Origin of the sequence: Lysinibacillus sp. A4 (assembly GCF_024919535.1) — a bacterium.
Taxonomy (GTDB): domain Bacteria; phylum Bacillota; class Bacilli; order Bacillales_A; family Planococcaceae; genus Lysinibacillus; species Lysinibacillus capsici.
In genome coordinates, this window is record NZ_JANWTB010000001.1 from 411,608 (window position 1) to 434,046 (window position 22,439).

General features: G+C 41.1%; 22 protein-coding genes. 3 read left to right on the forward strand and 19 right to left on the reverse strand.

The features are described from left to right. Positions 1-52 precede the first annotated feature (52 nt). The 11 genes from NY607_RS02475 to NY607_RS02525 form a co-directional block, all read right to left on the reverse strand. Positions 53-2,245, reverse strand: coding sequence for a YheC/YheD family protein (locus NY607_RS02475; protein WP_259419106.1), 2,193 nt, complete (start codon positions 2,243-2,245; stop codon positions 53-55). A 79-nt stretch (positions 2,246-2,324) separates the two neighbouring features. After that, positions 2,325-2,756, reverse strand: coding sequence for a hypothetical protein (locus NY607_RS02480; protein WP_066037421.1), 432 nt, complete (start codon positions 2,754-2,756; stop codon positions 2,325-2,327). A 149-nt stretch (positions 2,757-2,905) separates the two neighbouring features. Beyond that, positions 2,906-3,556: an HAD family hydrolase gene (locus tag NY607_RS02485; protein ID WP_259419107.1), complete on the reverse strand. Its 651-nt coding sequence runs from the start codon at positions 3,554-3,556 to the stop codon at positions 2,906-2,908. 288 nt (positions 3,557-3,844) lie between these two features. Continuing rightward, complete coding sequence (locus tag NY607_RS02490; RefSeq protein WP_259419108.1) at positions 3,845-4,225, reverse strand: DMT family transporter; 381 nt, start codon at positions 4,223-4,225, stop codon at positions 3,845-3,847. Positions 4,226-4,238: 13 nt separating this feature from the next. Continuing rightward, positions 4,239-4,562, reverse strand: a complete 324-nt coding sequence (locus tag NY607_RS02495; protein WP_048390263.1) for a DMT family transporter — start codon at positions 4,560-4,562, stop codon at positions 4,239-4,241. Between the two features lie 25 nt (positions 4,563-4,587). Then, positions 4,588-4,806, reverse strand: a complete 219-nt coding sequence (locus NY607_RS02500; RefSeq protein WP_004229412.1) for a helix-turn-helix domain-containing protein — start codon at positions 4,804-4,806, stop codon at positions 4,588-4,590. Positions 4,807-4,817: 11 nt separating this feature from the next. Then, the gene (locus NY607_RS02505; protein WP_066037418.1) at positions 4,818-5,456 is read right to left on the reverse strand and encodes a DUF2975 domain-containing protein; all 639 of its coding nucleotides are present in this window, start codon (positions 5,454-5,456) and stop codon (positions 4,818-4,820) included. A gap of 118 nt (positions 5,457-5,574) precedes the next feature. Next, positions 5,575-7,095, reverse strand: a complete 1,521-nt coding sequence (gene opuFB, locus NY607_RS02510) for an osmoprotectant update ABC transporter permease/substrate-binding subunit OpuFB (RefSeq protein WP_269898708.1) — start codon at positions 7,093-7,095, stop codon at positions 5,575-5,577. Continuing rightward, positions 7,085-8,041: an ABC transporter ATP-binding protein gene (locus NY607_RS02515; protein ID WP_048390257.1), complete on the reverse strand. Its 957-nt coding sequence runs from the start codon at positions 8,039-8,041 to the stop codon at positions 7,085-7,087. Before NY607_RS02515 ends, opuFB begins: the two co-directional genes overlap by 11 nt. Before the next feature lie 92 nt (positions 8,042-8,133). Next, the gene (locus NY607_RS02520; protein WP_259419109.1) at positions 8,134-9,930 is read right to left on the reverse strand and encodes a vWA domain-containing protein; all 1,797 of its coding nucleotides are present in this window, start codon (positions 9,928-9,930) and stop codon (positions 8,134-8,136) included. A gap of 3 nt (positions 9,931-9,933) precedes the next feature. Beyond that, positions 9,934-10,992, reverse strand: coding sequence for an AAA family ATPase (locus tag NY607_RS02525; protein WP_048390252.1), 1,059 nt, complete (start codon positions 10,990-10,992; stop codon positions 9,934-9,936). 146 nt (positions 10,993-11,138) lie between these two features. Here NY607_RS02525 and NY607_RS02530 point away from each other — a divergent pair, with 146 nt between their 5' ends. The 3 genes from NY607_RS02530 (at position 11,139) to NY607_RS02540 (ending at position 13,939) form a co-directional block, all read left to right on the forward strand. Continuing rightward, positions 11,139-12,527 (forward strand): hypothetical protein, encoded by a 1,389-nt coding sequence (locus NY607_RS02530; protein ID WP_259419110.1) that lies wholly within the window; start codon positions 11,139-11,141, stop codon positions 12,525-12,527. Between the two features lie 130 nt (positions 12,528-12,657). After that, entirely contained in the window at positions 12,658-13,416 is a 759-nt protein-coding gene (locus NY607_RS02535) for a glucosaminidase domain-containing protein (RefSeq protein WP_259419111.1), read from the forward strand. Between the two features lie 106 nt (positions 13,417-13,522). Beyond that, positions 13,523-13,939 carry a hypothetical protein gene (locus NY607_RS02540; protein ID WP_259419112.1) on the forward strand — a complete coding sequence of 139 codons (417 nt, stop codon included), beginning with the start codon at positions 13,523-13,525 and terminating at the stop codon, positions 13,937-13,939. Here NY607_RS02540 and NY607_RS02545 read toward each other — a convergent pair. The 8 genes from NY607_RS02545 to NY607_RS02580 form a co-directional block, all read right to left on the reverse strand. Beyond that, positions 13,936-14,766, reverse strand: coding sequence for a C40 family peptidase (locus NY607_RS02545; RefSeq protein ID WP_259419113.1), 831 nt, complete (start codon positions 14,764-14,766; stop codon positions 13,936-13,938). The genes NY607_RS02540 and NY607_RS02545 overlap by 4 nt on opposite strands. Next, the gene (locus NY607_RS02550) at positions 14,735-15,547 is read right to left on the reverse strand and encodes a serine hydrolase (RefSeq protein WP_054550861.1); all 813 of its coding nucleotides are present in this window, start codon (positions 15,545-15,547) and stop codon (positions 14,735-14,737) included. Before NY607_RS02550 ends, NY607_RS02545 begins: the two co-directional genes overlap by 32 nt. A 7-nt stretch (positions 15,548-15,554) precedes the next feature. Continuing rightward, positions 15,555-16,487 (reverse strand): S66 peptidase family protein, encoded by a 933-nt coding sequence (locus NY607_RS02555; protein WP_259419114.1) that lies wholly within the window; start codon positions 16,485-16,487, stop codon positions 15,555-15,557. Next, complete coding sequence (locus tag NY607_RS02560; RefSeq protein WP_259419115.1) at positions 16,484-17,431, reverse strand: ATP-binding cassette domain-containing protein; 948 nt, start codon at positions 17,429-17,431, stop codon at positions 16,484-16,486. Before NY607_RS02560 ends, NY607_RS02555 begins: the two co-directional genes overlap by 4 nt. Then, on the reverse strand, positions 17,424-18,497 hold the full coding sequence (locus NY607_RS02565) for an ABC transporter ATP-binding protein (RefSeq protein ID WP_103117823.1): 1,074 nt from the start codon (positions 18,495-18,497) through the stop codon (positions 17,424-17,426). Before NY607_RS02565 ends, NY607_RS02560 begins: the two co-directional genes overlap by 8 nt. Beyond that, positions 18,490-19,464: an ABC transporter permease gene (locus NY607_RS02570; RefSeq protein ID WP_066037407.1), complete on the reverse strand. Its 975-nt coding sequence runs from the start codon at positions 19,462-19,464 to the stop codon at positions 18,490-18,492. The genes NY607_RS02565 and NY607_RS02570 overlap by 8 nt, the downstream gene beginning before the upstream one ends. Beyond that, entirely contained in the window at positions 19,464-20,408 is a 945-nt protein-coding gene (locus NY607_RS02575; RefSeq protein WP_131519820.1) for an ABC transporter permease, read from the reverse strand. Before NY607_RS02575 ends, NY607_RS02570 begins: the two co-directional genes overlap by 1 nt. Positions 20,409-20,490: 82 nt before the next feature. Further along, the gene (locus tag NY607_RS02580) at positions 20,491-22,314 is read right to left on the reverse strand and encodes a peptide ABC transporter substrate-binding protein (RefSeq protein WP_131519819.1); all 1,824 of its coding nucleotides are present in this window, start codon (positions 22,312-22,314) and stop codon (positions 20,491-20,493) included. Positions 22,315-22,439 lie beyond the last annotated feature (125 nt).

The window sequence follows — 22,439 nt, forward strand, 5'->3', positions numbered from 1 at the left end:
CTTGCCAGTGGACAGTTACTCGGGCTTTTTTATCTTCATCAGTCGTAAACGATTATTCTTCTTTAAACGTTTGATCTAAAAACTTCACGGTTTCAAACATATTGGTTTTACTTGCACCCTTCACAAGAATGGTATCATGGGGCTTAATGAGCTTTTCAAGAAGGGCATGCAATTGATCTTTATTAATAAAATGATGTACTCTGGATGGGTCCATGCCCTTCGCGATGGCAGCATTACTCATTTCATCTGTCCTAAAGCCATAGGTAATAAATTCATCGATGCCGATCTCATACACGTACTCTCCAACCTTACGATATTCCTCTTCCCTCAAGACACCAAGTTCTCGCATTTGTCCAATAATGGCTACCTTGCGATTTGTCGCGATATTCTTCAGTACATCGAGCGCAGCACGAACCCCCTGCGGATGAGAGTGTACGGTATCATCAATAACCGTTATATCATCACGGCAATTATAAATCGTTAAACGTCTTGGTGGTTTTTTAAAGTTGAGCCCTGCCTGAATATCAAGTGGACTAAATCCTAAAAGATCAGCCACTGCCACTGCATTCAATGCGTTGTATACATGATGTTCTCCTAAAATAGGAATATATAATTCTATTTCTTGCCCATGCAGCTTCATTTTAAAGGACATGCCGACATCTTTATATTGCAAATCATATGCACGGTAATCCGCTTCTTTTTTAATGCCTACCGTGATGATTTTCCCTTTAAATTGCTGTGTCTCTAAGTATCTTGAATTGTCATCATCTTGATTGACAATGAGTAATCCCTGTTGATCCATACCATGAATCAATTCCGATTTTGCCTTGGCAACACCCTTTACATCTCCATCAAAGTTCCCAACATGGGCTAAGCCTATATTCGTTACAATACTAATATTCGGCTGGATGATGCTACAGTGATTGGTAATAATGCCTGGGTAAGCCATACCATACTCTAATACAACGGCCTGATGTGTATCATTGATTTCTTCCTTATGCTTTTTCGTATGCTCCGTCGTATTCCAATAATCCTTTGATTCAAATACATTCCACTTTTTCGATAAGATCGAACCCACAAATGCCTTTGTTGTGGTTTTCCCTGCACTTCCTGTAATCGCAATAATAGGTAGGGTTTTCTTTGCCTCCACCTGCTTCGTTTTTTGTTGGACAATTTTCTTTTTCAGCGGTTTTTGATTTTTGGCAAGATACATGGCATAACGGATGGAATGAATGACCACATCTAATTCCAAGTAAAAGGCAGGAGGACAGCCTGGGCGCCAATTGACCTCATACATCCAAATTTTTTGATTTTGATCTAACCCTACATCAATGCCAATTTCATCAATAACTTCCCCAAATTTCGCCATTTGAATTTCATCCAGATGATGTGCCAGCGCCAGTGAAAAATGCTCAAGCATTCGCCGAATATTATAGGCCTCATCCTTAAACTCCTGCTCCAAAAAAGGATCTAAATAATTGGTATAGCCACCGTTATTAATATTCGGTATGATGGAGCCATTCGGTGCAATGCGTGGATACACCGTTGTCACTACCCATTTACCTTCTCCATTTTTTTGAACATGCAGGCGGAAATCATAGACCTGACCAGATTTTGTAACAGATTGAATATACGGCTGCATAATAAAGGTGCCAGACGCAAGTTGCTCCTTTATCAATGCATCCAATTGTGGCTTTGTATAGGTTGTCGTGGTGCTATCCTTTCGCACCTCAAAATATTTGGCTCCCGCCTTCGTTATAAAATAAATACCCTTCCCTTTTCGTCCATCAATTGGCTTAAACACCACTCGTTTATAATAATTAACGAACTTATGAAATAAATCGGCATCCTTTACAATTTCAGAGGGAATCAAATACTGTTCAAATTCCTTCGCTTCCTTTAATCGTTTCATCACATTCCATTTGTTCCCGATTGAATGGGTTGTGAATGGAATCTCCTCTTTTAAACGGTCAATAATCTCCTTCGAGACAGATAATTTCTCAGGGCTTCCTGCATTATAGATAACATCAGGAAAGGGCATTGTTTTCTCTTGCCATTGTCCATTCTCATAGACCTTTGCTCGAATAGAACGTTTGGCAAAGTCCACACTTTTAGGTGTGAAGTAAAAAAATGTTGCGCCTTCAGCTTTCGCAACTGCTGCAAAGGCATAGGACTTGAGTACTGTTGTTGGATCAAGTCGATGATGCAGCATACCAATAATCGTCATAGCTAAACTTCCTTTCATTAGATTCTCTCTCTATTACATTCACTTTGTATCCCTTGCATATAGACAGATGCTCTAGCTTTAGTAGTTTAATATGGTACTACCATTTCGGCTCTATGATAAATTTCCCCTTCAACATGTCTGGTTTTAAGAGCTGAATGGCCGATATACCACTGAGTTCAATAGATTTCTTTGTACTTGTTTTTTCTAACCTCACCACATCTGCAATCGAATTTGTATCGTTTCCTTCATAATCAAAAGCACGCAACAATGATACTGTGCCACGGCAACGCTCTCTATCAACATCCTCAATGCGGAAAAACTCTGTCTCAAACTGTTTCACTGTATCCAATAAGCTTAAATGAGCACCACTATGTGTAATTAAAAAAAATGGAATCGTATCACTCCCGACAATTTTAATAAGTAGCTGACCAAAATATTTAGAATGAAAATTCATCATAATATCCTGAAGATCCTTTAAATCACTTAAAGCTTCACATAAAAAGTGATTTCTTTTCTTATCACTATTCAATTCGTAGCCCCCTCTCTTAGTTTGACTATACGATTTGATCCGTGTAAGTTGCCCTCTCGTTATCATATGTTGCGACAAAAAATATGGCGACTTCTTCCTAAAGAAACTAAAAAAACCTCCACCAATGAGGGGGAGGCTTTTGCAAAAGCTTATGTTGCGAGGAGATCATGTATTGTATATTGTTCTAATGCCGTAACGGTATGGTGTTTTGTATTGAATAATAATTGCTTGGTAATCTCGTTCGGAATGACCACTGTATAAAGTCCCGCTGCTACAGCGGCTTGTGCGCCATTCGGTGAATCCTCAATTGCCATGGCCTCATCGGCCTCTACTCCTAATTGTTCAAGCGCCTTCAAGTAAAGCTCTGGATCAGGCTTAACATTTGTCACCGTGTCAGCGCTACAAAAGCAATCAAAGTAATGTCGGATACCCAGCCGTTCCATATACACATCAATCCATTGACGACTGGAGCTACTAGCAAGTCCAATCTTCAAACCCGCTTCCTTTGCCTGCTGTAGCAATGTTAAAATACCAGGTCTTAGCGTTTCCGTTTCCATCCATTGTGCATGGCGTTGCTGAATGGATGTTTGAAAAGCCTCCACATCCAGTTGTATGTGATGATGTGTAACAAGATATGTATAGGGATTAAAGGTTTGAAGATTGGTCCCAAGGCACTTAGCATAGGTTGCTAACGATAATTCAACACCATATTGTGCATAGGCATCTTTAAAAACGTTATACCATGCTGTTTCCGTATCAATGATTGTACCGTCAAAATCAAAAATTAGAGCTTTTATCATCAAATTCCCCCATTCTATTGGTTTGCGCTGAACTAAGCCTAGGTTTTGGCAGGGCTATCCATCGATTTTCTAATCCTATCCATTACTTTCGCATCTCTATCCGCCTATCCTCAAGCATCCAACTCTTTTGCAAAGCTATCCATCACTTTGCTAATCCTATCCATCAATTTAGACCCGCTATCCGCTACTTTCGGATCTCTATCCGCCTATCCCCTCAAGCATCCAACTCTTTTGCAAATCTATCCATCACTTTGCTAATTCTATCCATCAATTTAGACCCGCTATCCGCTACTTTCGCATTTCTATCCGCCTATCCTCACAGATCTGACCCTTTTCCACCACTTCTTTACCTTTATCCCCCTGATTCAACAAGATAACGCCTCCTATAATGAGGACAATACCGATCGCAGAATAAACAGTAAAAATATCGTGCCAAATGACAATGCCTACCAGAACGGTTAAAGCTGTGCCGACACCTGACCAGATAGCGTAGGCCAAGCTTAATGGCATGGTTTTTAAGCAGAGGGATAGGCTATAAAACGAAATACCATAGCCAATTGTTACCGCCAAGGATGGAACGAGGACAGTAAAGCCGTCTGAGAACTTCAGCATGGTTGTTGCAAAGACCTCGCTTATAATCGATAGTGTTAAAAATAAATAGCCTTTCATCCTGTTCAGCCTCCTAATGACCACCAGCAAGATTGAGTACCACAACACCCAAGATAATGCATAGAATCCCTAATACCTTCTTGCGATTAAATCGTTCCTTATAGAGGACAACTCCCACAATAGCGGTTAACGCTGTCCCTAAACCTGCCCAAATTGCATAGGCTGTGCCAATAGGAATCACTTTTAATGTTAAGGCTAAACAATAAAATGCCGTTCCATAGCCTACTACTACGCCAATTGATGGCCCAATTCGTGTGAAGCCCTCCGTACGCTTGAGCAAGGAACTGGCAAAAACCTCTGCTATAATAGCGAGCATTAAAAAACTAAAAGCCGTCATTCAAAAAATCCTTTCTGCTTTGCTTCTAGATGTCATCTTCTTCCTCTACATACTCCAATATATCTCCTGGCTGGCAGCCCAAAGCTTTACAAATGGCATTTAATGTAGAAAAACGTACGGCTCTTACTTTGCCTGTTTTTAAATTAGAGAGATTGACAATCGAAACATCTACCCTCTCAGCAAGTTCACTCAGCTGCATTTTACGATCCGCTAGCATACGATCTAATCGAATAATTATGGTCATGTTTTCACTTCCTAAGCTGTTGCATCATATTCATCCTGAAGGAATGCACCGTATCGGAAAATACGTGCAAAGGTCCAAATCACCACACCACATAGTAAAAGAGTCCAGTGAATGCCTGTAAAATGATAGCTAATCCCCTTGATCAAACCCGTCTCTACAAATCGGGACTCCAATTGGAATTGTTGCATAATCAGATAGACGGTATATGTACGAAATACATTTACTGTCAAGCTCAGTACAATCACACAGTAGGCAATTCTCTCCATTTTTTTACTATTTGCGAGTGAAAATACAATACCTTTTGATAAGTTACTTAATATATTCCTCACTTGTACAATAATCATTAATAAAATAGCTATGTATATTGTAGCAGTAAATAGAAAGGTCATGACATCTTTTTTTGAATAGTGAATGTCCCTTGTCACATGGTCTGCCAGCTTCATTTCCAATCCTTCTAACTGAACGGCAGCGGTCACACTGCCCTTTGCTAATAAATGATTCACTTGTTGCTCTGATACCACCATTGCTCCCACCATAAAAATCGCGAGCATCGTCAAGACAAAAATCATCATCACCATGATGATGGTAAAAGCGGTACGAAGCCCCTTTGTCATCCATCGAAATTCTTTACTTTGAATTGTTTGCCCCATTATCAACCTCTCCCTCCTTTCTCTCTATTATACATCCCCTTTTATCTCTATCAATAATTTATTAATGTTTATCATTAATAAATTATTGATAAAAATAAACCCTCTAAAGGTAGAGGGTTTATTTTAATAATCCTATCTTTACTAAATATTCTTTTGCTACTTCTGCTGCAAGCTTTCCTTCTACATTCACCTGATAATTCATTTCTCGCATTTCATCATCTGTAATGTGATCAGCTAGTTGATTTAACGCTTCTCCAATCTCTGGATAGTCAATCAGCGTTTCTTTCCTTAGTAAAGGCGCTCCCTGGTATGGTGGGAATAATGCTTGATCGTCCTCCAATACACGTAGCTTGTATTGACGAATTTCACTATCCGTTGAATAAGCATCTAGCAAATTAATATCACCTGATTGTATTGCCTGATAGCGAAGCTTTGGCTCCATCGTTGCAAGTGTCGTAAAGGCTATCCCATACCGTTTTTGTATGCCAACATAGCCATCCTCACGGTCATTAAATTCTAATGTAAAGCCTGCTTTCACCTTCTGCTCTATCGGTTTAAGATCAGAGATTTTTTGCAGTTGATAGCTCTCAGCCAGCTCCTCTGATACAGCGAGTGCATACGTATTGTTATAGCTCATGGGACTTAGCATGACCATATCGAATTGCTCCTGCATCCCCTCTTTCGCCTGAAGATAGACGTCTTCTTGGTTATTATTAATGGCTTCTTCCTTTAAAAACTCCGAAATAGCGGTGCCTGTAAATTCAGGATAAATATCAATGCTGCCCGATTTCAATGCATTAAATACAAATGAAGTTTTACCAAGCCCTGGCTTTAATGTCACCGTTAAATCGGTCTCCTGCTCAATTAATAATTTATACATATTGATGAGAATCTCAGGCTCCGCACCAAGCTTTCCTGCAATGACAATTTCATCTTGCTGTTTACTGCTTAGGAGCGGGAAGAAAATCATTACCAGTGCCGCTAAACTAATGAGACTCAACGTCGTTACTGTTTTTTTAAAGGACAGAGATTCTAACTTTTTAAGCGCCACATCAAAAATCAGGGCTAAAATAGCAGCGGGAATGGCTCCTATAAGAATGAGTGCCGTGTTATTTCGGTCAATCCCAAGTAATATAATATCTCCTAAGCCTCCTGCACCAATTAAAGCAGCTAATGTTGCTGTTCCCACAATCAGCACCATCGCTGTCCGAATACCAGCCATCATAACAGGCATAGCAAGTGGTAGCTCAACCTTTACTAAACGCTTTGATCGATTCATTCCCATAGCTAATGCCGCTTCTTTCAGTGATGGGTCAACCTCATTGATGCCCGTGTAGGTGTTTCGTAGAATAGGCAACAGCGCATAGACGACTAACGCAATAATTGCGGGAACTTTCCCAATACCGAATAAAGGGATTAATAAGCCGAGCAACGCTAAGGAAGGAATCGTTTGCAGCACAGCACTGATTCCAATAATACTCTCGGCTATTTTCTTTTTATTGGTTAAATAGATACCTAGGGGAATAGCGATGAGGACAGCAAAAAATAGCGCAATAAAAGAGATTTGGATATGCTCTAGTAATGCAGCCAGCAGCTGTGCCTTCCGTTCCTGAAATACATCTACCACATTAGCCACCATGCACATGCCCTCTTTTCTTAGAATCCGCTGCTAAATAACGAAGCGTGGAAGCTCTTGTCACCATGCCAATGAGCTTGCCATTCTCTTCGACACCTAACAAGTCATGCTCGGCTAATTTTTCAAGAATCGTCGGAAATGGGGCATCTACAGGAATGGTATGCCCAAAGTCGTTTGTCACTGTGATTGGCTGTAACACATCATGGATCGTAAACAATTGATCCGACTGCTTACCTCCAATAAACTGTTGGACAAAATCATTTACAGGATTTTGTAGCAATTGCTGTGGAGTGCCTATCTGAACAATTTCGCCATCTTTCATAATACAGAGACGATCTCCTAATTTCAGTGCTTCCTGCATATCATGTGATACAAATACTATGGTTTTCTGGATGGTACGCTGCATCTCTAGTAGATCATCCTGTAGTTTGGTGCGACTAATAGGGTCTAGCGCACTAAAGGGCTCATCCATTAAAATAATTTCTGGGTCAGCTGCCAAGGCACGAACAACGCCAACCCTTTGCTGTTCGCCTCCTGACAGCTCCTTTGGCTTACGCTGACGATATTTCGCTGGCTCTAGACCCACCAACGCTAATAGTTCGTCTACACGCTGATGGATTTTCGTTTTACTCCATTTCTTCAGTTCTGGTACAACCGCAATATTTTCCTCTATTGTCATATGCGGAAATAGGGCGATTTGCTGTAGTACATAGCCAATACTCCAACGCAGCTCATGGATATTATAATCGCTAATTCTTTTATCATTGATCCAGATGGTGCCTGCTGTTAAGGGTATTAATCGATTAATCATCTTCAACAAAGTAGTTTTGCCGCATCCACTAGGGCCAATAATAACAAAGAATTCACCCTTTTTAATTTCTACATTTAGCGCTTTGACAGCTATTTGGTTGTTATCATATTGTTTTGAGACATTGTCAAATGTAATCATCTGTCATCTCCTTTAAAATGTGCTCATGAAATGCGTTCACTTTTTATATTTCACCAACAAAAATCATTTCAAACATTTGTAGATAGCTGCAACTATTTCATTCTAAATACCTCGCCTTTGGGTACAAACGGTAGCTTGGCCCCCTGTGGTAGTACGAAGGCATGCTGTCTTTTAATGGCTAAACGATCACATTGTCCATCTGTAATAATCAGAATAGGACCATCCTTTGGAAAATCCTGTGCTGCTTCAAGTAGCTGTATACCAGGCTGTAACACTGTGCCTCCTCTACCTCTTACCTTCACTTTCGTTAATAGTTCTTCAGGGGCTAGATAGCCCGCGTCATAGGCAACAGCATCACAAAATATAACCCGAACAAAGGGGACATCTCTAGCGATGCTATAGCTCGCTATTGTGCCGAGTGCTTTTCCTAGTAAGAGACGGTCCATGGAGCCTGATGTATCAATAAGGACTGCGAAAGTACGTCCATCTTCCTCACCGCTTTGATGAATCCATCTTGGTCTAGCTATATCAGGTGTCGATGCTTGCCTTCTACTGGGGCGGGTATACGTTCTAACTTTCTCTATCGGTTGAAACATCCGATCAAACCATTTGGCTAATGCCACATCCCAGGCAATAGGAGGCTGTGCTAGGCTACGAATTTCCTCAATGAGCCCTTGTGGCAAATATCCTCTCTCTTGGGTCATATGATAGCTTAACCCTTGACTCAATGCCCTTCTATAAAAAGCATCTAAATCCACCCCAACCTTGCCTTCCCAAAAATCTGGTGGATTCGTTTCGATCATATCTCCTATGCCCTGCCCTCGAAAGGTTCTTAATTTGCGATACATCCTAATCTCTGTAACTATACGATCATAAATAGATTCGGCTGAAAGTCCCTTTAATTCTGGATCATATAGCCCGCCAAATGCTGGCATCTCGCCGATTTGCATATCGATGAGCCAGCCATTGATAACATAATCACAAGCAACATTCCATAAGTAAGGATCACGTCCTTGTCTGCGGGTCGCATGGCTTAAACCTGCATGCAGCAATTCGTGTGCCATGAGAAACCGCATTTCCTCATCGGTCATTCCCACCGCCGTATTCAAATAAATTTCCTTTGTTTCGACTGCAATGGCTGCGACCGAAATATCCATTCTTGTGCAAATAAGTGGGTCTTCAATGATCGCAAAATCTGCTGCCAAAGCACCAAATAAGGGATAGGAGCTCATAAACCAAGCCTTTGCGCGCTGTGCTTGTGTTACCCTCGTTGTGCCTCCCAATGTATTTTCTACCCCTCCCGCTACTCGTATGGCACTTTGCACGGCTTTCGATAAACCTTGTGCAAATAATGCAGCGAAATTACTATTCCCTCGATAAAAATAGCCTGTTTGATTTTGTGATATAACAAAGTCCCCTTGACCTGGCATTGTACTATAGCCTTTCAAATCATCTGGCACACCTTCGCGTAAAAATCTTTCATATAATTTTTCCTCAGAGCTAATGGCCTCAAAAAGAGGATTACTCATTTCCTTTGGTGCTTGACCAAATTTTAGCTCTGCTAAAAATTTTGTTATATAGCAGTCACAGGCAATATTCCACAGCTCCTGCTGCTCTTTTGGTTGATGATGATGTAAGCCTAGGTGTAGCAAGCAATGCGCTATCACATAAGCCCATTCATTTGGCTGACCTTTTTTATCCTGATTCACATAAATAACACCTGCGCTTGTAATGTAAGCCCAATCCTTTTGGGGCATACTTTCGTATTGCATGTAAACAGCATGACACAACGCCTCGAACAGGGGATGTGTACAGACAATGTCATGCCCACGTGCAATGGCTTTCTCATTTTTATGCTCCTGCTGTGATGCTTTCTTCTTTTTGGCCATACGCTACCCTTCCTTTTTGGCTACTAAACGCGGTAAATCTCGGATAACCTCCAGCATAAACCAGGCAGGTAATGCTTCACCCTTTTGCTCTGACACAACCATCTGTGCAATTTCTAAGCTGATGGATGATAGGTCCTTGATCAAGTCTTTGGCACGAAAGGCTAATTGCCGTTGATTGCCCTTCAATGTCGTATGCTCGTTCGGAAGCTCCTTCAGTAACTGAGCCCGGAAGGATTGTGCCATGAAATAAAGCAAATCTCTTTCATCAGGTTGATCGGGCCAACGTAATTCTCCTTGAATAATTTTAGCGAGATCATATTTACTTTGCACTTGCTTGATAAAGGCTTTAAATTGACTGGCAGTATGCGCGGATAGGCAGCTACTTGCTAATAGATCAATTGTTTGTTCTTGTAAGCTATTGCCATATGCATACAAACAATCACTTAACATATGCCATGAACGAGGCGTGGAGAAGGGTTCTTCTGTTTTCGGTGGTTCGTTCCATAAATGATCGGGACGCATTTGAATATACTCAATCACATATGGATGTATTTCATGTGCATAGGCCCATTCAAGCCAATCTTTATGCGATGCCCTCAGCTGAACATGAACCATCCGATTGATTAATGCGGAGGACATCGGCTTAACAATCGCGTTATCCTGAGCCCGATTGCCTGCACCAATAACAATCGTACCCTCTGGCAATGTAAACTCTCCAATTCTGCGTTCATGAATAAGACTATAAAACGCTTTTTGTACTTCTTGTGAGCAAGCATTTAATTCATCTAAAAAAAGGCAATATGGTTCATCGCGTGCAATCATTTTAGGTGGACAAAAAACACTGTAGCCATCCTTAATCTGCGGAACACCAATAATATCCTCAGGTGCTAGCTGACTGCCCAATAACGATACACAATGTAGCCCTAATTCACTAGCAAAATTTTCAACAATCGCTGATTTCCCAATGCCAGGTGCTCCCCATATAAAGACTGGTCTTATTGTCGCTACATTCAGTAGAAAATCATATAGCTGTTTTTGTGTCACATTAAAAATTGTATTCAATCAAAACGCCCTTTCAACTAATTGTTTTAAAGGTTAATAATACCATTTTCTATGAAATTATTCTTGTCTCTACCATTCTATGAAATTGACTGCCAATTACTAGCTGTGAGAAAATAATAAAAATTGTAGTAGAGAGGTCGTGACCTATGCATAATGGCTTTCAGTTTTTGGCGATTTCACAACTAGCAAAAAGGTTTCCAGCAGACTCTTGGTGGGCAAAGTTTTACAAGGATTTTAGTGAGGATGATCTAGTAGCGTACTATGAGGGGGATTTAACACTTCCCTCTCTTGATTTGGACTGGGATATGCCATTCCCACAACAGGACAAGACCATTCTCATTTTCATCAATGGTCATCTAACCGTAGACACCCTCTATAATTTAGAGACAGATGGGGCAATTGGGCTGATAGTGATGGGCAATGTACTTTCTAAAAATATAGCTGTAGGTGGTCAGGAAATCTATGTGCACGGGCATCTGACAGTCGAGAATATATTATGTGGCTCCTACAATCATGGCGAAACGATCGTTAATGGCAATCTTCAGGCAGCAATTTTGGTTCAAGATGATGAGTATCGCATCAACGTAAAGGGTCAGAAGTCGATTCCTTGTATCGTAAATATATGGCACGGAGATGGCGTTTTTCAGGAACTCCCTATCCGTATTGAAGATGTATTAGTAGACGAGATATTTTTACCTGAGGATGAGGATGACATCGGCTTTTCCTTCACTTCACTCGTGGAAATTCTAAAACAAGGGCGTTCTGCACTCACTCAATTTACAAGCGTTCCTCAAAGGACAATAGCAACTCCTATTTATTTCACGCACCATTCGATCAATGCGGAAAACATACTGAAACTGACTTCATGTATTCTGATGACACCTGACAAACCTTCTTTCGATTTGACGGAACAGGATGTTTATTTTATGATCCAACGCGCACATACCAATGCTGATGGAGATGTACGCAATGATAGTATTTATATATTGACCTCGCAGTGTCATTATTTTATTTGGCTTAATGAGGATCAATCCGTCTCTCTCTTGACAAAAACACTAGATGAAGAAGCTGAATGGTGGGATATTACAGCATCCCCCCAGGAGGATTTAGTGGATTTACAACAGCACTGGCTGATGTTGTTAACCTGCATCAATGTAGCAGAACTTTACTTGCATAGTATCGAGGTGCGAGATGTACAACAAATTCTCCAGCATCCTACGATTCTGGATTTAGACGATGAACATGATGGATTGTGGGATGGTTCCAAATGCTATAGCTTCCGTCAAACCTATTTGGATGATGAAGGCGATAGGATACATGCTCGCATTGAAATTATGACGCCTGATGAAGCGTATTATTTTTATACGCTCGAAAATCAATCCTATGTTGCTCGCCACTATCAGCCTCCTAACGTTTTTGGTCGACAAGAGCTATCTTATTTAAACACGATTCAATGGGAAGCGTCCGAGCGATATTTTGAGAGATTCAAACAATTTATGTCTCAGAATTTTAAGATAGATTTAGGAACTAATTAAGGCAAGAAACGTTCTATGAATGATGAAGTCTATTCAACTATACATCTCTTTCACTCTCTGTAATAATGAGAGATAGCTAAACTTTTAATAGAAGGGAGGGAGATGTGGTCACGACCAACATCCAGCTACAATGAAATACGTGCTAAACTTTTTTAAAGGACTTATGATTGCCGTTGTTGTTATTTGTATTTCGTTTTATATGGTGACACAGTTATTTAATACGACTGAAAGAGAAGAGTCTGTGGTTATTGATGATCGTCCAAGTGTGGAAGAGTTTATCGGTGAGATTGCAGAGACCGCACGAGATCTTGGTGCTGACAATGACTTATATGCATCCGTGATGATTGCTCAGGCGATTCTAGAAAGTGAGCATGGGCAAAGTGGACTTGGCTCTGCCCCTAATTATAATCTTTTTGGAATGAAAGGCAGCTACCAAAATAATTCCGTCACACTCGAAACCACAGAGGATGATGGGGCAGGCAACCTTTCTACCATCATGGCTGACTTCCGCAAATACCCTTCCTATGAAGCATCCATGCAGGATTATGTAAAATTAATGCGTAATGGCGTGTCATGGAATAAAGATTTTTACGCAGGCGTTTTCAAAAGCAACACAACTACCTATACAGATGCGACCAAGTTTTTAACAGGCTCCTATGCAACTGATTCGGCTTACAATGAAAAATTAAATACATTGATCGCAAAATATGACCTTCAGCAATATGATAGCCCTGTAAAAGATAAGAAAACCATCACGGTGGCTGATGGAGATTCACTTATGAAGATTGCCGAAGCCTATAATGTGAAGGTGACATCACTTAAGCAGTGGAATCAGCTTCGAACAGAACGTCTTGAAGCAGGCCAGCAACTTAATATTTATCATTATTAACATAAAACGTCCATGACTCATCAAGGAGTATGGACGTTTTTTCTCATGAAACTTATTCGTTTGTCTAAACGTCTTAGTGTAAAAATGCGGAAAGGATAGGAACACAGTGAAGCATACACAATTGCTCAGTCTTCTCGCCGTTAACCTTATGCTATTGCCATTGATTCAGCTTAGCTACAACCTATATTTCACAACAAAAATAGCTGAGGGTTCCTTTTATCTTATTATTTTCCCCGCTCTTATTATTTTATCGAACCTTTTACTATGTTGTAGTCGGCAAAGAGTAGCAGCCTCTATCCATTGGACCTTTGTCTATGTGGGACAAGGCACCTCTATCGCCTGTTATTTTGTGTGGCATTATGGGCAACTAGAGCCCTATCCAGATATGCCCCCAGGTGAAGCAGTGTTTGATTTATGCATGAGTACATTTTTAATTGGGCTCTGGCAGTTTATCATGTTAGCACTGATCCATCTCAGTACGTTTATCATCCTCAAGATGGGACTGACCTTTAAAAAAGCTTAACTAGTCTTCTGTGAGTTATATAAAGTACCTACTGCTAGTATGGTCGTGGCTAAATCCTGTCGATAGAGGGGATGTTTGGCATCTAGACTATTAATCGTTACTTCATTACCACCTAACGATGAATGGACATACAAATCATCACCCATGTATAGAGCAATATGACCTGGAAAATAGATTAAATCACCCTTCTGCATTCGGGCTTGCTCTATGTTAACGATAGGGAAGCCCTCTACTATTCGGGCATCACGATAAATATAGACACCGTTTAACATATAAGCCATTGAACATAAACCAGAGCAATCAATACCTAGTGGCGATTTGCCACCCCAGCGATAAGGGGCCGTTAAATAGCCGAGCGCTGTGTCCACCACATTTTCTCGGAACTGCTGCTCCGATAATGAATGTGCTGTTATTTTTGGTTGTAGCCATTTTGTTCGAACATACCCTATTTGTCCTGACACTAGCTGTACAGCTGACCATTCTTCAGGTACTGCTTCGTCTGACATAACACGAATGGAAGAGCCTCTTACAAGCGTTAGCAGCTTTGTAGTTTGAATACGTGGCTGCTGCAAAACATCTGCAAAGCTTTGACAAACTACATACTGTGCATCTTGTTGCCATGTAGATGCAAGTGCTTCCTCTTGCAGTAAGTCTGCCTTCTGACAATAACCCTCGTAACGATAGGCCGTTTGAATAGAAACCCAATCTTCATTGACATCCCTGATGATCTCTACGGTCATCCCATAAAGCACTTCATCGACTAGTTCAGAAGCTTTATCTGGCATGGCATGCAAGCTAGCAATCATGGCTGTAACGATAGCCTTCATCCTTCTCCCCCTTCCGCTTCACCAGCTGGTCATAGACAACTTTTGATAGACGACCAATGAGTTGGCGCGCCTGATCATTGTCCGTTACATTTGTTATAAAAACACCCATACTATAATCGACTGCATTCGTATAAAATATCCCCACATCATGATCGACTGTATCCAGTCCGCCTGTTTTATGTGCCAGCCTCACATCCTCTACTAGATAGCGCTTTAGGGAGTCATGTATACGCTGACGGCTTAAAATATTAATGACTAGTTTATTGTAGGTAGGCGTTAAAAGCTCTTGCTGATAGATACGCGTATAAAGATGCGCCATATCCCTTGCTGATGTGCGATTATCTATGCCCTTTGCTAGCCGCTCCACATCCATCATTTTTCGTTGTAGTAGTGTGTCCTGTAATCCGATATGCTGAAAATAGTCATTCAAATATTCCATGCCAACTACTTCGATTAAGACGTTCGTAGCTGTATTATCGCTAGTAATAATCATCCACAATAGCAGATCATAGAAAGTGCTTTGTGTAAGTCTTTGTTCACTAATCACACTAAAATCCACCCAATCAGTTGGTGAAATCGTAAGCGTAGAATTAAGTGATAATTTGTTTTTCTCTATATATGAGAGCAAGGCTAACAGAATCGGCACTTTGATTAAACTTGCACTTGAAAATGAAGTCTCTAGCTGATGACTGATGAGCAACTGATTCGTTGTTAGATTTTTTATAAACAAATGTACGTTGTAGGGCGATTCTTGAATAAGTGTAGTAATTCTCTGCTCCATAGGCCACCTATCCAACTACATGGATACGCTGATTGTCCGCATCCACCTTGACGCTTCTTCCTAAAGGAAGCGACATTGTTGGTAAACAATGACCACATGCCAAATCTGCAATTATAGGCTTCCCTAAAGGCACTAGAATTTCTTGAAAAATAGTTTGTAATGATAAGCTGTGTGCTGGCTTTTCGGGATTTTCAGGTTCGCAATTTGTCCAAGCGCCCAATAAAATGCCTGCCACGTCATCTAGCTTTCCTGCCAGTTTTAATTGTGTCAGCATACGATCCACCCGTTGCTCCGTTTCATCGATATCTTCTAAAAACAGAATTTTACCTCGTGTATCAATTTCATAGGGTGTGCCAAGTGAAGCTGTCACTAATGTTAAATTGCCACCGATGAGTTGACCTGAAGCGCTCCCAGGAACCAGTGTAGACATGGGCTGGTGAGAGGGATTTTTTAAGTAATACGCCTTTCTTTCATTCTCCATAATCAGCTGAATGAACGACTGCCAAGTATAGTCATCCATCTCCTGTCTAATAAATTCTGTGGATGGCATCGGCGTATGATAGGTTACAAAGCCACATAGCTGATTAAAAGCTATATGTAGAGCGGTCACATCACTATAGCCAGCAAATACTTTGGGATTGGCACTTATCAAGTCAAAGTCTAATTGGGCTAAAATTTTCGTCGCACCATAGCCCCCACGTATACAAAAAATACCATCAATCATCGGATCACCAAACATACGATGAACATCTGCTACCCGTAAATCATCTGTGCCTGCTAAATAGCCATGTCTTGCGTGACAGGTCTCCCCAACGACCACATTGAGCCCTAGCTTTTCGATACTAGCAATAGCAGGTTTCAGCTTTTCGGGTGACGTTGCTCCAGAAGCACTAATAAGACCAATTGTGTCACCCTTTTTCAATGCCTTTGGACAAATCATATCTTTTCCTCCCTTTTCAGTGAAGTACGATAATGGGCCAGTTCCTCTTCATTGGCTAAAATAAAATGACCTTCCTCTATTTCAACAAATGAGGGGGGATTTTCCTCATAGCGATGCTGTGACGGATCATACACTTCTACAACTTTCTCCCGCTCTTTATAGGGATTCGGCTCTGGTACTGCTGATAACAAAGCCCTTGTATATGGATGCAGCGGATGAGCGAAAAGCTTTTCTGTTTCCGCTAGCTCCACAATCTTCCCCTTATAAATGACTGCCGTACGATCCGTAATAAAGCGGACAATCGATAAATCATGGGCAATAAATAAATACGTTAAATGATTTCGCTGTTGAAGGCTTGCTAATAAATTTAATACTTGCGCTCGAATGGATACGTCTAAGGCGGATATTGGCTCATCTGCAATGATAAACTCTGGCTCCATCACTAACGCACGAGCAATGCCAATACGTTGTCGTTGACCTCCTGAAAACTCATGCGGAAAGCGGCTTGAGAACTCTGGAAGTAGCCCAACGTCCAATAACGCATCGCGCACCTTTTGTTGCCGATCTGCCTCATCTTTATATTTTTTCGAAGGGTATAAGCCCTCTGAGACAATATAATCTACTTTTGCTCGTTCATTCAGAGATGCCATAGGGTCCTGGAATATCATTTGGATTTTTTGCGTAATTTCTCTATCCCAATCTTTCGGGATTTTCCCCTGGATACTTTTGCCATGGTACAAAATTTGTCCCTCTGTGACCTCATTGATGCGCATAATCGCTCGACCAATCGTTGTCTTCCCTGAGCCTGACTCACCTACAATGCCAAATGTTTCGCCTTTAAAAATTTGAAAGCTGACATCATCAATGGCTGTAAACTTATTTTTTCCTTTGCCAAAAACAACAGATAAATTTTTTACTTCTACAAGCACCTCTTTATCAGTCATTCGCATACTGCCTCCCCTCTGCAAAAAATGCTTGTAAGGCTGCTGGAGGCTCTACCTTTGGTGCAAGTGGGTCTAATAACCATGTACGAGCATAGTGGGTATCACTGACCTGAAAAAAAGGTGGCCGCTCGATAAAGTCAATTTTCAATGCATATGGATTGCGTGGGGCAAAGGCATCTCCCTTTATTTCCTGAAAAAGATTCGGAGGTGTGCCCTTGATGGAATACAATTGTTCCCCTTTTGAGCCAAGCTGTGGTAAAGAGGAAATAAGCGCCCACGTATAAGGATGCTTACTATGAAAGAAAATTTCATGTGTTTCCCCAACCTCGATGACATCGCCCGCGTACATCACGGCAATACGGTCAGCCACTTTTGCGACTACGCCTAAATCGTGCGTAATATAGACGATTGTTAAGCCGTATTTTTGCTGAAGACTTTTTAAGAGCTGTAAAATTTGTGCCTGAATGGTTACATCCAAAGCTGTTGTGGGCTCATCACATATTAAAATATTCGGCTTACACGCAATGGCAATCGCAATAACGATGCGTTGGCGCATCCCTCCTGAAAATTCATGCGGGTATTGCTTATAGCGCTTTTGCACATCAGTAATGCCGACATCCGTTAACAGTTTTAGTGTTTCTGCATAGGCTTCCTTACCTCTTAAGCCTTGATGCATAACCACACATTCTTCAATTTGCTTTCCAATGGTTTTGAGCGGGTTTAACGATGTCATCGGATCCTGTGTCACCATCGCTATTTCCTTACCACGAATCCCTAGCCATTCTTGCTCTGTTGTGAATTTGCCTAAATCCTGTGCATTGTAAATAATTTGCCCCTGCTTAATACGACCATTTTTATCGAGCAAGCCCATAATGGATTTCATCAGCACGGATTTACCCGAACCTGATTCACCCACAATGGCTAAGCTCTCTCCCTTGTAAAGGTCGAGTGAAATACCGCGAATCGCTGTTAAAATTCGACCACGTAGCGTAAACTGAATCACTAAATTTTGGATGCCTAATATGCTTGATTTTTTCACTGTCACTCGCTTCCTCTCCTTATACATGGTTTTTCGGATCTGCTGCATCTGCAAAGGAATTACCAATAATATAAAATGCGATCGTAATAACGCTTAGCACAATACTTGGGAAAATAAGCTGATACCTTAGATCTGGTGACATCATAAGGACACGTCCTTCATTAATTAAATTTCCTAAGGATGGCTCACTGATCGGAAGCCCTAAACCAATATACGTCAAAAAGACTTCGGCCCCAATTGCAAAGGGTATCGCTAAGCTCATGCGGAGCATAATGACAGAAATTAAATAAGGTAATAGATTTTTTAGGATAATACGATAATCAGGTGTGCCTAAGCACTTTGAGGCTAGATTGTATTCGCGGTCACGCAAAATAACAATTTGATTGCGGATAAACCTCGCCATTTCCACCCATCCCGTAATACACATGGCAATAATAATTGTTGAAATACTTGGCCGTAAGATATAGGACATTAAAATGAGCACAATGGTTGTGGGGATATTATCGACAACATTATAAAGCTGTGTTATAGGCGCTTCTAATTTCCGTGAAAAGCCCCATAGCGTGCCAATTGTAATGCCCACCACTGCCTCCACTAAGGCGACAACACAGCCAATAAAGAGTGAGGTTCTCGTCCCCGCCCAAATACGAGACCATAAATCCTGACCGATTGAATTCGTGCCAAACCAAAATTCTGCACTAGGTGCAATATTACGTGCCTGCATCCCTGTTTGTTCATCCAAGTAAATTTCAGTTGGTGATTTTTGCGCAGGTAAATAGGGCTGTAGAATCGTAAAGCCAACAATGATGATCACCCCAACTAATAAAAAAACGGCCAGTCGATTTTTCAAAAAGGATTGCCATGTAGACCGCCAATAAGAATAATTTGAATAGCCCGTTTCCTCCGCCTGTTTTGCGTCCACTTCGGCAAATTCAAATAGGGTTTCACGTGATTTATTTGAAATATTATTGATTTCATCTGTATACATCCCCATTAACGCACACCCCCTCCCTTGCCTAATTTAATACGAGGGTCGACAAGTGCCATAGCAATATCCCCTAAAATAAGGCCAATGATACCAAGGGAAGAGAACACTAACACTAGGCCTTGCACAATCGTATTATCCTGTCGCTGAATAGCATCCACAAGTAAGCCCCCCATCCCTGGAATGGAATACAACGACTCTATATAAATCGAGCCTGTAATCGTAAACAGAATCGTTGCAGGTAAATATTGTGCCATGGGAATAAAGGCATTACGTAATACATGTTTGAACATCAGTGTCCGCTCCTTTACGCCCTTTGCCCTAGCCAGCTTAATATAGTCCTTGTTCAGTTCATCGACCATATAGCGTCGCATCCACATCGCGTAGGAGGCAGTTGGAGCCAATGCCATTGACGTAAGTGGAAGAATCCAAGTAATCGGTCTGTATTCATCAAACAGCATCGGTAAGTGAAAGAGTTCTGTAATATACATTTGAATAACTAAGTAATAAACAGCCGCAGGGACTGCAACAACAAATACGATATAGCCTGTCCCAAGTCGATCCAACCAACGTCCCTTACGATAGGCCATCATTATTCCTAGCGGCACACCAATCAGGAGTGATATAGCGACTGCTCCTAAACCAAAGAGCAGAGAATACGTGATTTTATCTGCAATAATCGTCACTACTGGGACATCGGTACGATAAGTCACTGATTTACCCAAATCCCCCTGCAGTAAATTCTTGTAAAAATTCCCTAGTTGGACAAGGATTGGGTCCCGCAAGCCTAGACTTGTTAAGTAAATTTCCTGCTGAGCAGGTGACATTTTATCAGCTGCCGCTCCTAAATAGCCTTCCTCTGGCATTAGCCGTAATAATGAAAAGACAATGGTGATGATAATAAAAAGGGTTAAAACGGATTGTAAGAGTCGTTTTCCTATATACTGCAACATCGCGCCATCCTCCTTTGTCAAAAAGACGAAAGGAGATGCCGACTATTCTTTTCGGTATCTCCTTTTCATCTACGAAATTCTACTACTTTTCAGCATTGGCTAGTGCTTCCGCACGTTCTTGCTCCCACTCAGCAAGCGCTTTTTTAAATTCTTCATTACTCATTGGCTTTTCTAGCACTTGCTGGCCTTTAAATTTCTCTGCCGTTACACCAAATGGCGAATATTGCGCCTCGAATGGATTTAATTTAGATGCCATATAGCCACTACCACCAACTGAATATGGAATAACAAAGGCTTCCTCAATTAAAAACGCTTCTGCCTTCGCAAATAGCTCATAGCGTTTAGCTGTGTCAATTGTTTCTTTCGCTTGATCCACAAGATTTTGATAAGTTGTTTTACCATTCGCCTCTTTATAGCCCTCTGCTAATTCTGGTTTATTGTAAGTACCATCGACTGTGAAAGGATCTGTATACGTAGATGGATCTGCAAAATCAGGACCCCAGTTCGCCTCTAAGAGCGCAAATTTACCTGGACGACGTACCTCTGATAAAAAGCCTGTCGATGGACCAGCCTCTACAATAATGTCGACATAATCTGTCCCTAGTAGTTTTTCCATTTGCTGCTCGACTACTTGAGAGCGATTAGCCCAATCTGGCATACCAGCGTTATAAGGCATTAAAACCTTTACAGGGAATGTGGCCTTACCTGCTAACGCTGTTTTTGCCTTTTCTTTATACTCTAGGGCCAGCTCTTTATTGAAGGAATCCTCATTGGAAATGGATGTAAGGGGTGCTAGTTGTGTATAATCCACTCCTTCCACATCAACAAAGTTTTTCGGTGTAATGGTATTGCTCAGCAAATCTGCTGGATTATATGGCTCAACCGTTAGCATCGCGGAGACACGGTCAAGCGCATGGAATAAGGATTTGCGGAAATCTTTATTATTGACGGCGATTTTCCAGTTATCAGGTTCGTATTGTGCGTCAAATTGTGGGTTGAAGTTGAGTGCATAAAAGTAGGTATAGAAGTTATTTTGTGTTTGACGAACCTGAGATTTTTTCTTTTCATCTTTAAACCATTCATCAATGATGGAGGTCGGGATACTAGCCGAATCGATTTCGCCACGTAAAAAGAGCTCAGGCGCCACAGTTGCCGCTTCTTTATTGTATTTATAGCGAATACGGTCAATCAGCACCTTGTCTTTATCCCAGTACGTTTCATTTTTCACAAGAACGCGTTCATTTTGTGGCTCAAATTTATCTAAAATATAGGCACCGTTATAGAGGAAGTTTTCACGTGTTGTGCCAAAATCCTCTCCCTTTTCCGCAATGAACTTGCCATTCACAGGGAAGAAACAAACATAATTCAACATAGAAAGAAAATAGGGTGTCGGCGCCTCTAAAGTATATTCTACTGTATGTTCATCTAGCGCCTTTATGCCTACCTCCTTGAAATCGTTCATCTCGCCATTATAGAAGGCTTCCCCATTTTTCACCACCGTCGCAATCCAAGCTGTCGACGATTCATTTTTAGCATCAAGCACATAGTGTAAGCCATCCACAAAGTCTTGTGCCACAACATCTGCATATTCCTTGCCCTCATGTGTCACCCATTTTGCATCATCACGCAATTTGAATGTCCACACTGTAGCATCCTCATTCGCAGACCACTCTTTCGCTAATCCTGGCTGGACCACCCCATAGTTGTCATATTCAATGAGCCCATCCACCATATTCGCAGCTACCGCAAATTCATTTGTTTCTGACGTCTTTAAATAATTTAACGTTTTAATTTCCCCTGAATACACCACTCGATATTCCGATGCTTTTTCACTCGCTGACTTGTCATTACAGGCTACACAAAATAATACGATCAGACATACGAACAGCAACCAATATTTTCTCACAAGCATCCCCCTAGTCATCTTTTTATAATGAAAATCCTATTGGTAGGATTGCATCTTCAATAGGATCATTCAAACATAAGCTAGGTCTGTCTAAATCGACCATCTATCGATGAAATGAACAACGG